The sequence below is a fragment of the uncultured Helicobacter sp. genome, assembly GCF_949282165.1.
Classification (GTDB): domain Bacteria; phylum Campylobacterota; class Campylobacteria; order Campylobacterales; family Helicobacteraceae; genus Helicobacter_F.
The window spans coordinates 1-9,518 of record NZ_CASDOV010000030.1; the positions used below are offsets into that span (position 1 = coordinate 1).

The 9,518-nt window shown below is 48.3% G+C and carries 14 protein-coding genes; 5 read left to right on the forward strand and 9 right to left on the reverse strand.

The genetic code is table 11. From position 1 onward, the window contains the following. The 3 genes from ACH2BK_RS09665 to ACH2BK_RS09675 form a co-directional block, all read right to left on the reverse strand. The coding region (locus ACH2BK_RS09665) for a hypothetical protein (RefSeq protein WP_395003702.1) at window positions 1-336 on the reverse strand (336 nt) is incomplete at its 3' end. Between the two features lie 31 nt (window positions 337-367). Next, a complete protein-coding gene (locus tag ACH2BK_RS09670; protein ID WP_395003704.1) occupies window positions 368-733 on the reverse strand; it encodes a hypothetical protein in 366 nt (121 codons plus the stop codon). After that, complete coding sequence (locus tag ACH2BK_RS09675) at window positions 663-1,079, reverse strand: hypothetical protein (RefSeq protein WP_395003705.1); 417 nt, start codon at window positions 1,077-1,079, stop codon at window positions 663-665. The genes ACH2BK_RS09670 and ACH2BK_RS09675 overlap by 71 nt, the downstream gene beginning before the upstream one ends. Between ACH2BK_RS09675 and ACH2BK_RS09680 the strand changes: the two genes are divergently transcribed. Then, window positions 1,060-1,251, forward strand: coding sequence for a CopG family antitoxin (locus tag ACH2BK_RS09680; protein ID WP_394995744.1), 192 nt, complete (start codon window positions 1,060-1,062; stop codon window positions 1,249-1,251). The genes ACH2BK_RS09675 and ACH2BK_RS09680 overlap by 20 nt on opposite strands. A 28-nt stretch (window positions 1,252-1,279) precedes the next feature. Next, the gene (locus tag ACH2BK_RS09685; protein ID WP_394995747.1) at window positions 1,280-1,483 is read left to right on the forward strand and encodes a hypothetical protein; all 204 of its coding nucleotides are present in this window, start codon (window positions 1,280-1,282) and stop codon (window positions 1,481-1,483) included. Window positions 1,484-1,486: 3 nt separating this feature from the next. On the opposite strand, the gene ACH2BK_RS09690 is transcribed toward ACH2BK_RS09685, so the two are convergent. From ACH2BK_RS09690 to rsmA, 6 genes are read right to left on the reverse strand one after another with little or no spacing between them, the layout of a single operon-like run. Further along, window positions 1,487-2,119 (reverse strand): hypothetical protein, encoded by a 633-nt coding sequence (locus ACH2BK_RS09690; protein ID WP_394995750.1) that lies wholly within the window; start codon window positions 2,117-2,119, stop codon window positions 1,487-1,489. Next, window positions 2,091-2,429, reverse strand: a complete 339-nt coding sequence (locus ACH2BK_RS09695) for a hypothetical protein (RefSeq protein WP_395003707.1) — start codon at window positions 2,427-2,429, stop codon at window positions 2,091-2,093. The genes ACH2BK_RS09690 and ACH2BK_RS09695 overlap by 29 nt, the downstream gene beginning before the upstream one ends. A gap of 7 nt (window positions 2,430-2,436) precedes the next feature. Beyond that, window positions 2,437-2,676 (reverse strand): DUF2443 family protein, encoded by a 240-nt coding sequence (locus ACH2BK_RS09700; RefSeq protein ID WP_394995755.1) that lies wholly within the window; start codon window positions 2,674-2,676, stop codon window positions 2,437-2,439. Window positions 2,677-2,686: 10 nt separating this feature from the next. After that, a complete protein-coding gene (locus ACH2BK_RS09705; RefSeq protein ID WP_395003709.1) occupies window positions 2,687-3,664 on the reverse strand; it encodes an SIS domain-containing protein in 978 nt (325 codons plus the stop codon). A gap of 10 nt (window positions 3,665-3,674) precedes the next feature. Then, a complete protein-coding gene (locus tag ACH2BK_RS09710) occupies window positions 3,675-5,867 on the reverse strand; it encodes a ribonuclease J (RefSeq protein WP_395003711.1) in 2,193 nt (730 codons plus the stop codon). 2 nt (window positions 5,868-5,869) lie between these two features. After that, window positions 5,870-6,655 (reverse strand): 16S rRNA (adenine(1518)-N(6)/adenine(1519)-N(6))-dimethyltransferase RsmA, encoded by a 786-nt coding sequence (gene rsmA / locus ACH2BK_RS09715; RefSeq protein ID WP_395003713.1) that lies wholly within the window; start codon window positions 6,653-6,655, stop codon window positions 5,870-5,872. A 125-nt stretch (window positions 6,656-6,780) separates the two neighbouring features. On the opposite strand from rsmA, the gene hisF reads away from it, so the two are divergent. From hisF to rlmN, 3 genes are read left to right on the forward strand one after another with little or no spacing between them, the layout of a single operon-like run. Further along, window positions 6,781-7,596, forward strand: a complete 816-nt coding sequence (gene hisF, locus ACH2BK_RS09720) for an imidazole glycerol phosphate synthase subunit HisF (protein ID WP_395003716.1) — start codon at window positions 6,781-6,783, stop codon at window positions 7,594-7,596. Window positions 7,597-7,609: 13 nt separating this feature from the next. After that, window positions 7,610-8,203 carry a purine-nucleoside phosphorylase gene (locus ACH2BK_RS09725; RefSeq protein ID WP_395003718.1) on the forward strand — a complete coding sequence of 198 codons (594 nt, stop codon included), beginning with the start codon at window positions 7,610-7,612 and terminating at the stop codon, window positions 8,201-8,203. Next, window positions 8,196-9,308: a 23S rRNA (adenine(2503)-C(2))-methyltransferase RlmN gene (rlmN, locus tag ACH2BK_RS09730; RefSeq protein WP_395003720.1), complete on the forward strand. Its 1,113-nt coding sequence runs from the start codon at window positions 8,196-8,198 to the stop codon at window positions 9,306-9,308. The genes ACH2BK_RS09725 and rlmN overlap by 8 nt, the downstream gene beginning before the upstream one ends. Window positions 9,309-9,518 lie beyond the last annotated feature (210 nt).

Below are 9,518 nucleotides of genomic sequence, written 5' to 3' on the forward strand. Positions count from 1 at the left end.
AAAGCGCATTGGCTCTTTAAGATTCCTGTCGCTATAAAATGTTATAATTTCCTCCATAGCGGTGGTGGGGTTAGAGTCCATATCCGCTATGTCATTGACTACCGCTCTAAAGCGCACGCCATCTCTTTCCCACTCATACAATCGCGCACCATTGCTATCTATAAAGGGCTCATTGTGTTTTAAAAACTCTCGTATATCCCTGCCTAAGCTTGCGAGTTCCTTGTCTGTGATGTAGCCCTCTTTGCTCGCTTCTTTGGAATGCTTTATGCGGATATGTTTTGCGCCCTTAGAGCGATTGCCACTAGTATAGAGGATTGCCTCATCGATATTTTGCAAATCCTTATGTATGATCGTGGCATTTTTGCCATTAATTATGTATCCCTCTTGCTTCTTTTTTATCCACGCCCTCTTTGCTTAGCACCACTTTGTATTTCTCATCATACACTTTTGCCAGCACGCCCTCCATAGCCTGCGCGTATTCCTCCTTGGTGCCTTTTTCAAAGTTGGTAAAAATCTCTTTTATCTCACTTGGCTTTAGCTCTAGGTATTCAAGCTGCTTTTTGAGGTTGAAGGTGGTTTGGTTGAGGATAGATTTAAGATTTTTCTGCAGTGTGGGTGAGGAGTTCGCCGCTTCAGAGAGGAAGGCTAGGAGATTGCCACTCTCATCGGCACGGATAGAGCGGAGGGATATGGCGTTGTGTTTGGGATTGGGAAGTGAGCATAAAGGCATCATTTAGCACCTTAGCTCCCTTGGTGATGAAATGCTCCTCCCCAAACTTAGCGCGGATATTCTCATAGGCTTTGGAAGTGCTAGCCTTTTGGAAGTCTATGCCACCCCCAAAGCTCTCTCCAAACTCTCTTAGTGCTTGTTGTTGCGCAGGATCTAGGGTGTTATCCACTAGCTTCCTTGCAGCCTTAGCGTTGCCATCTTGGAATCTACTCACAAAGCCTAGGATTGGCGTGTATTCTATCGCGCTTTTGGCAAAATTGCCTAGAGTTTGGGCAGCATTGCTGTCTTTAAAGGTTTTTATCCCCCGCTTTAGGGCTTCACTCCCGCCGATGAGTGCGACATCGCCCAATGTGGAAAGAGCTCAAAAACAAATATCCATAAAACTCAATAACTCTACGATTGAGTATTTTAAAGAAATGGCTAGCAGGAAAGGCGTGCCTTACCAAGTGCTAATCAATATTTTTTTAAATGATTGCGTAGAAAAAAGCTCGATATCATCGTGGGCAGGGCATAGGGCCTAAGTCAAGCGAGCCCCGCTCAAAGGTTTCAATGGCTTGCCTTTGTTTGGCGGCTTGGATTCTAAGAGATGTGAATATACGCTTGCTTACCTGTGTGATTAGCGATACTGCGCCCTTTAAGGGCGGAAAATGCGATAAGAAAAGCATCATAGAGATGAACAAAGAGGGCTGGCGCGTGGTGCAGGTTGTGATGGGACTTCGACAAATCGGCGTTTTATTCGAGCGCGAGCAATAGAATCTAAGCCAAAAACCTCCCAAATCTCTTATAGAGCTTTTTTAGAATCTTTGGCGGGAGGCGTCTTAGCAGGGCGTGTCTCGCGCTCCATCGGGCGAGTGGCGTGGGGGTGTCCCAGCTCTCGATACTGCACACATCATAATACTTGCTATACCATCTAAGCTGCGCGTTTGTAGGCGTGTCGCCGAGGACTTGCCTCGCGCTCCTGTCTCGTTTGCGTGTGGTGGTGGCGAGGGTGTGCGGGTATTTGCAGGCGATGAAGTTGCCATAAGTCTCAAACTCACTAAAGCCAGAGCTGCCTAAATCCTCATCACTCACACAATCCAAAATCGCCTGCCAAAAGGGCTTATCGTGTGTGGATTCTATAAGCGTGATGAGCTCTTGCATATGAAGTGAATCTACCATCATATGTTCGGCTATGAAGCTAAAATCCACTGCCCTATGCACGACTTCCCCCTCACTCGCGGGGATTTTTAGCCGCTCTAGTGTCGCAAAATATGGCTTGTGGTGCTCTCTCTGCCTTTCAAAGAGCGCATTGCCGCGCGTGTCAAAAAACCTCGTATCCCGCAGCAAAATCGTATCGCAATCCCAAATGAGATAATGCGCGCTAGATTCTGTATCTGCCCCCCCCCCCAATTAGTTTATAGGAGGCATATGCCATTTTGAGGAATTGCTGGAGATACCAGCCTGCGCGCTTTGTGTCGTGTATGCGTCGTGCCAAAATGCTCTGTATGCGCTCTAGGCTTAGTCCGCTATAGAGCGTGTCCTCATCGATGTAGCGTAGGTGACGGGCGTGGGGGAGGCTTTGGCATTGTGCGATGGTGGAGCGTGCGGCGATGATGGTGATTATGCGGGGTTTGGCGTGTGCTTGTATGCCCTCAATCGCGTATGGGAGCACCGCGCTATCGGCACTTTTTAGGCATATGAGTGCGTCAAAGTCGGGCATAGCACTCCTAGAAAACAAGCATTTCGCGCTTAAGCTTATTGAGCGCGTCTATCTCTGCCTTTAGTTTCTCGACTTCTGCATCTATTTGCGCGAGTAGCGTGAAGTTTAGCGTCTCTGGCATATCCTGTGAGCCGCGTTTAATCATAATATAATCGAGCATAGAGATTTTTGCCATACCTAGCAGGATATTGATATCATCGCGGATATCCTCGATGTTTCTAAAAATGCTATCAATGCGTTCAAACATAGCCACTCCTTTATGATTTAATCCCCGCAGTAATGAGCGTGTGCAAGTGTATAACACCTTGTATTGAATCTTGCTTATCCGTGATGACAAGAATCTGAATCTTGTTGGCTTCGATCATCTTAAGCGCGTCAAAGGCGAGCATATTTGGATCGTCGCAGGTTTTTGGGTTTTTGGTAGCGTATTTGAGCACTGCATCATCGAGGCTAAAGTCCTCCCGTAGCAATGCCCTGCGCAAATCCCCATCGCTTAGTATCGCTATGAGCTTGCCTGCTTGGGTGATGAGGAGATTGCCTAGCCTAGCCTCACTCATCAGCGGGATACATTCTTTAAGCGTTGTGCGTGAATCTACGATGGGGAGGTTGGAGGTTTGCATTAAATCCTTGAGCTTGACAAAGAGCCTTTTGCCCAAGCTCCCGCCGGGGTGGAATGAGGCAAAATCCTCGTGGCTAAATCCCCGATAATGCATAAGGCACACTGCCAAAACATCGCCTAGCGCGAGGGTTAGCGTGGTTGAGCTAGTGGGAGCGACATTGAGCGGGCAGGCTTCTTTTTGCACAAAAATATTAAGAAACAAATCGCCCATTTTTGAGAGGCTAGATTGGGCGTTTTTGCTCATCGTGATGAGGGTATTGCCAAAGCGTTTGAGATGGGGCAGGACATTGAGCAGCTCTTCACTCTCGCCGCTATAGCTTATGGCGAGGATTATATCCTCCTTTTGTATCACGCCTAGATCGCCGTGCATTGCCTCTGTGGGGTGGAGGAAAAAGCTCGGCGTGCCCGTGCTAGAGAGTGTGGCGGCGATCTTGGCACCGATATGCCCGCTTTTGCCCACGCCCATCACCACGAGCTTGCCTTTAGATTCTGCGATAGTGCGCACGATTTGGTAGAGCGTTTCTGAATCTAGTCGCTGGATAGAATCTAATAGGGCGTTAGATTCTGTATGGAGCACCTCGGTGGCGATCTCTAGATAGCGGCTTGCCTTAGACATCTTGCCTCCCTTATAGGACATACACCATAGCTTCTATGGTTGGGTATTTTTTGACTTTTTTAAAGATATGCTTTCTGAATGCCCCTTGTATCTCTTGCTCTATGGTTTTGGCGTTGAAGTGCTCTTTTTTGTAGTTTTTGATTACAAGCTCCAAAATCTCTGTCATCTCTTTTTCAAAGCCCTTGTCCTCTTTGTTTGCCACAAGCCCATAGCTTGAGATTTTAGAATCCACAATCTTGCGATCCTTGCTCACCTGCATCGAGACGATGACGATGCCATCATTAGCGAGCGTTTGTCTGTCATCGACGATATCGCTATCCACTTGGCGATTGATTTGGTTGTCGATGAAGATTTTGCCATTTTTCACACTGCGGACTTTGCGCATATAGTTGGGATTGACTTCGATTTGATCGCCATCTTCCATAAGGAAAATATTTTTTTCTAGCACGCCGCATTTGATGGCGGTTTCTTTGTGCTTGGCTATATGGTTGTATTCTCCATGGACGGGGAGGAAAAACTTGGGCTTGATGAGGCGCAGCATTAGCTTTTGCTCCTCTTGTGCGGCGTGCCCGCTCACGTGAATCTCGCTAAAATCCTGATACGCCACCCTCGCTCCGGCTTTCATTAGGAAGTTTAGCACGGTTGAGACGGAGCCCTCATTGCCCGGGATAGCCTTGGCAGAGATGATAACCATATCGCTGGGCTTAATCTTGATATGACGGTGCTCATCTGTCGCCATACGATAGAGTGCGCTCATCGTCTCGCCTTGAGAACCGGTAGTGACGATTAAGATCTCATTATCGGGGTATTTTTCCACCTCGTGGGCTTCGATGAATATATTTTGTGGGATTTCTATGTAGCCTAGCTCGCGTGCTATCTCGAGGTTTTTTTCCATAGAGCGTCCTATCACGGCTACCTTGCGATTATAAAGGCGTCCATAATTGATAGCTTGATACACGCGGTGGATATTTGAGCTAAAAGTGCTCATAATCACGCGCCCTTGTGCTTGCTTGAAAAGTGTGTCAAATGTCGGTCCCACGCTCGCTTCGCTAGGTGTGGTGCCGCTGCGGTGGGAGTTGGTAGAATCGCTTAGGAGCAGCATCACGCCCTCTTCCCCATAGTGCGCTAGTCGGTGCAAGTCTGTAGGCATATTATCAATAGGCGTGTGATCGATTTTAAAATCCCCCGTGTGAATGATCGTCCCCGCCTCCGTCTTGATAGCCAAAGCCGAAGCGTCAATCACGGAATGCGTGATATTAATCCACTCTATCTCAAACTCCCCGATTTTGATGGGCTGGCGTTTTTGGACAATCTTAAAATACGAGCGGAATTTTTTTAGCCCGTGCTCATCGAATTTGCTCCCAATCATACCAAGCGGGAGCGGAGTCCCATAGAGCGGGAATTGTAGCTGCTTGTAGAGGTAGGGCACCGCACCGATATGATCCTCGTGTGCGTGAGTGATGATAACCCCTGCGATTTTGTCCTTAATCGCGTGGATATAGCTAAAATCCGGTATGAGGATATCCACGCCGTGCATCGTCTCATCGGGGAAGCTCATACCCACATCGATGATGATCGCGCTATTTTGTGTCTCTATCACGGTGATATTGCCCCCGATCTCGCCTAGCCCGCCAAGTGGCGTGATACGCACGCTCGCTTTGGTGTTGAGGTTGAGCTTTGCGTGGGCATTGAGGCTCTCGCGCTGAATCTTTGTGTTTGCCTCTACGCCGCGTCGCAAGTCTTTGTGTAGGCTTAGGTTGTCCTTTTCATTAGGATTTTTCACGCTGCGCACGCCATTTTCTACGATATCTTTGTCCTCTGGGCGATTTTTGGCGTTAGGATTCTTGCCGCTCCATTGCCGCCCTTTGAATCTTTTCTCCTGCTCCATTTTGTGGGAATCCTTAGCTTGGCTATTTTGTGTGGATTGGAATCTCCTCTGTTGCGCTCCTTTGTGGGAGAAGGGTTTGTGTGAGGGTTGTGTGGTTTGCGCTAGATCTTGTGCTGTGGGTGCGCTGATGTCCTCTTGCGCATTTGTCGTGGGCTTGTCCGCGTAGCTGGTGCTATCCTCGCTTGTTGTGCTCTCGCTTATTTTGTGGCGAAACTTTTTGGTAAAGGATTTGAATCTACTCTCTTTTGGGGTTTGCGGGCTTTGCGCGTTGGCTTGCCCCTCTTGATTTTCTTGGTGTTGGTTGTTTTCTTCCATTGTTATGTCTCCTTGTGAATATACTGATATATGTGGTGATACTGCTCTGTGCTGACTTCGTGTGCTCTAGCATCATCGCGGATATGGAGTGTGCGCAAAAGAGGGGTAATGTCTGAAAAAGCCTTTTGGAGATTTTTGGCTAGTTTTTTGCGTGGTGCGCAAAATGCTAGCTTCAAAAACTCCTCAAATCCGCTATCCCCACGCGTGGTGTTTTGAATCTTGTCAATACAAAACACGCTTGAAGTTACCTTGGGTGCTGGCTCAAATGCGGTGTTTGGCACATCAAAAAGCATTTGTGGCTTGCCAAAGGTTTGGGCTAGCACGCTCAACGCACAAAACGCGCTCTCTTTAGTGTGGGCGCAAAATTTTTGTGCGACTTCCTTTTGAGTCATCACGATGAGATATTTGCACGCACTATCGCGCAATAGACGCAAAACAATGGGCGTGGCGATATAATAAGGGAGGTTTGAGATGAGCACATACTCGCTAGGGTGCAGCCACCCCTGCTCTTGCTCTATCTCTAGCACATCTTGTTGTATCAGCTCCACCCTTTTGCTCGTGATGAGGGAAGGGAAATTTTTGCGAAACAAAGAACACAAGTCGGAATCGACTTCATAGGCTTTTAGAGAATCTCTCTTGGCTAACTCCTGTGTTAAATCACCCAAGCCAATCCCAATCTCCACGAGCTGATAGGGGAGGGTGGGAATAGATTCGATGATTTGGTGGATATAGGAAAAACTCTTTAGAAAATTCTGCCCTAAGTGCTTTTTGGTCCTGTAGTTTTCCATAAAAATCCTTGAAAAATGCTATAATTGTAGCAAAAGTTCTTAGAATCCTAGCTGATAAATTGCTTTTAGAATCACAAATTGCTAGCAAAAGAGACAAATATTTAGAGAAAACAAAAGGTATGGTTATGGGTTTTGCAAAGCGGATAATCCCCTGCTTAGATGTCAAAGATGGGCGTGTGGTCAAGGGTGTGAATTTTGTAGGGCTACAAGATGCCGGAGATCCTGTGGAGATAGCACAAAAATACAATGCCCAAGGCGCAGATGAACTCGTGTTTTTGGATATTACTGCGAGTGCGGAGGGGCGCGGCACGACTATAGAGATGGTGCGACAAGTCGCCAAAGAGGTGTTTATACCCTTTAGCGTGGGTGGGGGCATAAGCTCGCTCGATGATATGTATAATCTCCTCAATGCCGGGTGTGATAAGGTGAGTATCAATAGCGCAGCGATCAAAAATCCCGCGCTTATAGAGGAGGGGGCGAAGCGGTTTGGCTCGCAATGTATCGTGGTAGCGGTGGATTATAAACGAGTTGGTGGGGTTGGTGAGTTTGGCGCGCGAGATTGTGTGATTGGCAGAGAATCTATGGGCGCGACTTCCCCGTGGCATATTTTTATCAATGGTGGTAGGGTGGATACGGGCAAAGATTTGCTTGAATGGTGCAGGGAAATCTATGAGCGAGGTGCGGGAGAGATCCTGCTCACGAGTATGGATTGTGATGGTGTGAAAAAGGGCTATGACAAGGCAGGAATCGAGGCGGTCAATGCCATCGCTCCGCTACCACTTATCGCGAGCGGTGGGGCTGGGTGTATGCAGGATTTTGCCGATGTGTTTGGGTATGGTGCGGATGCGGCGTTGGCAGCGAGTGTGTTTCACTATGGCGAGATTGGTATCGGCGAGCTCAAATCCTACCTCAAAGCCCGCAATATCAGCGTGAGAATCTAAGTGGGAATCTGCGATGGTAGTGTGTGCTGGGCGTGGGGAGGAGTTTAGCTTCGCGCAAGTGATTGGCGTGGGATTGGTAGAAAGCGCGATAAATCTCACGAGAATCTGCCTCACACAAAAGGTTGATGAAATCATCTTTGTGGGGAGTGCCGGGGCGTATGATAAGCGTGTGAGGGTGCTCGACGTGTTTTGTGCCACGCAAGCCACACAGATAGAATCCGCCTCGCTTACGCATAACGCCTACACACCCATAACGCCTCGCATAGAATCTCCCAAGCCTGTTTTTTGTAATGTTTCATATGAAACAATGCTTGTCAATAGCTCGAACTATATCACGACAGATTCTGTGGTGGCACGGAAGTTTGCCGAGCAGGGGTTGGGATTAGAAAATATGGAGTTTTTTGCAGTGGTGGAGGTGGCGCGGCATTTTGGGATCGGGTGCTTGGGGATTTTTTGCGTGAGCAATCACTGCGATAGCAACGCGCATAGGGAGTTTTTGCGCAATCGCGAGGCGGTGCGAGAGCGCATAGAATCTCTCGCGCCAATGCTTGCTCATCAATCCACGCGCCTAGCGCAAACACAGAATCTAAGGCAAGTCGATGAGTGAAGTGGCGGCAAAGAAGCAAAACATTTTTGGTTACACCCTAGAGGAGCTGGGCGCGATTGTGAATCCGAGGTTTCGCGCGCAGCAAATCTACAAATGGCTTTATATAGAATACAAAAGCGACTTTGAATCTATGTCAAACCTCCCCAAAGTCTTGCGAGAGGAGCTGGGGCGGACGCATAGCGCGTGCAATCTCGAGATACTCAAATGCGAGCAAAGTCGCGACGGGAGCAAAAAATACCTTTTCCGTACGCACGATGGGCATACCTTTGAATCCGTGCTTATCCAAATGCGCGAGAAGCAACGCGATGAAATGGGCAGGATTTTAAGCAGTGAGAAATGGACGATTTGTCTCTCGTCGCAGATTGGCTGCAAGGTGGGTTGTGCGTTTTGCTTCACGGCAAAGGGGGGATTTTGTCGCAATCTCGAGGCGGGGGAGATCGTCGAGCAAGTCGTGCAAATCAAGCGCGACAACGCCATCGCACCGCACAAGCGCGTGAATATCGTGTATATGGGTATGGGCGAGCCATTGGATAACTTTGAGAGCGTCACGAAGGCGATTAGAATCTTGAGCGAGCGTGATGGGCTCAGTATCTCGGCGCGTAGGCAGACGATCTCCACGAGCGGCATAGCTCCCAAAATCAAAAAGCTCGGTATGCTGGATTTGGGCGTGCAATTGGCGATCTCTCTGCACGCAGTCGATGATACGCTGCGCAGTCGGCTCATACCGATGAACAAAGCCTACAATATCGCGCAGGTGCTTGATGAAGTGCGTGCGTTCCCCGTGGATATGCGTAAGCGCGTGATGTTTGAATACCTGATGATAAAGGATCTCAACGATAGCCTCAAGGAGGCAAAGAAGCTCCTCGCTCTCCTCAATGGCATACGCGCTAAGGTGAATGTGATTTTGTTTAACCCCCACGAGGGCAGTGAGTTTTTGCGCCCAAGCGAGGAGAGGGCGAAGGCGTTTGCAGATTTTCTCACGCAGAGGGGCTTGCTCTGCACGATTAGAGAATCTAAGGGGCTTGACATTAGTGCGGCGTGTGGGCAATTGCGTGAAAAGGTAAGGGCGCAAAATGTTTCATATGAAACAAAAGACAAGGAGTAAGCAGTGGATTTGTTGGATTGGGCGTTGGTGGTGTTTTTGGCGGTGGTGTTTGTGGGTGGAAGTGTGTGGTTTTTGTATTATGCGTATGGCGGGGATAAGAGGTAAATTTTGCTAGATTCTGTATTTTTTCATTTTTCAGAATCTCTTTAGATTCTGTGATTGTTTCAGAATCTAAGTGGCTAGATTCCGAAAGTTGTGTGTCCTTTAGAA

Excerpts from the sequence above, each read along its gene's own strand:
- rsmA (WP_395003713.1), bottom strand. The coding sequence starts at position 6,655 with ATGGAAAACTACAGGACCAAAAAGCACTTAGGGCAGAATTTTCTAAAG.
- ACH2BK_RS09700 (WP_394995755.1), bottom strand. The coding sequence starts at position 2,676 with ATGTTTGAACGCATTGATAGCATTTTTAGAAACATCGAGGATATCCGC.
- ACH2BK_RS09695 (WP_395003707.1), bottom strand. The coding sequence starts at position 2,429 with ATGCCCGACTTTGACGCACTCATATGCCTAAAAAGTGCCGATAGCGCG.
- rlmN (WP_395003720.1), top strand. The coding sequence starts at position 8,196 with ATGAGTGAAGTGGCGGCAAAGAAGCAAAACATTTTTGGTTACACCCTA.
- ACH2BK_RS09685 (WP_394995747.1), top strand. The coding sequence starts at position 1,280 with ATGGCTTGCCTTTGTTTGGCGGCTTGGATTCTAAGAGATGTGAATATA.
- ACH2BK_RS09725 (WP_395003718.1), top strand. The coding sequence starts at position 7,610 with ATGGTAGTGTGTGCTGGGCGTGGGGAGGAGTTTAGCTTCGCGCAAGTG.
- ACH2BK_RS09670 (WP_395003704.1), bottom strand. The coding sequence starts at position 733 with ATGATGCCTTTATGCTCACTTCCCAATCCCAAACACAACGCCATATCC.
- ACH2BK_RS09710 (WP_395003711.1), bottom strand. The coding sequence starts at position 5,867 with ATGGAAGAAAACAACCAACACCAAGAAAATCAAGAGGGGCAAGCCAAC.
- ACH2BK_RS09680 (WP_394995744.1), top strand. The coding sequence starts at position 1,060 with ATGAGTGCGACATCGCCCAATGTGGAAAGAGCTCAAAAACAAATATCC.
- ACH2BK_RS09705 (WP_395003709.1), bottom strand. The coding sequence starts at position 3,664 with ATGTCTAAGGCAAGCCGCTATCTAGAGATCGCCACCGAGGTGCTCCAT.
- hisF (WP_395003716.1), top strand. The coding sequence starts at position 6,781 with ATGGGTTTTGCAAAGCGGATAATCCCCTGCTTAGATGTCAAAGATGGG.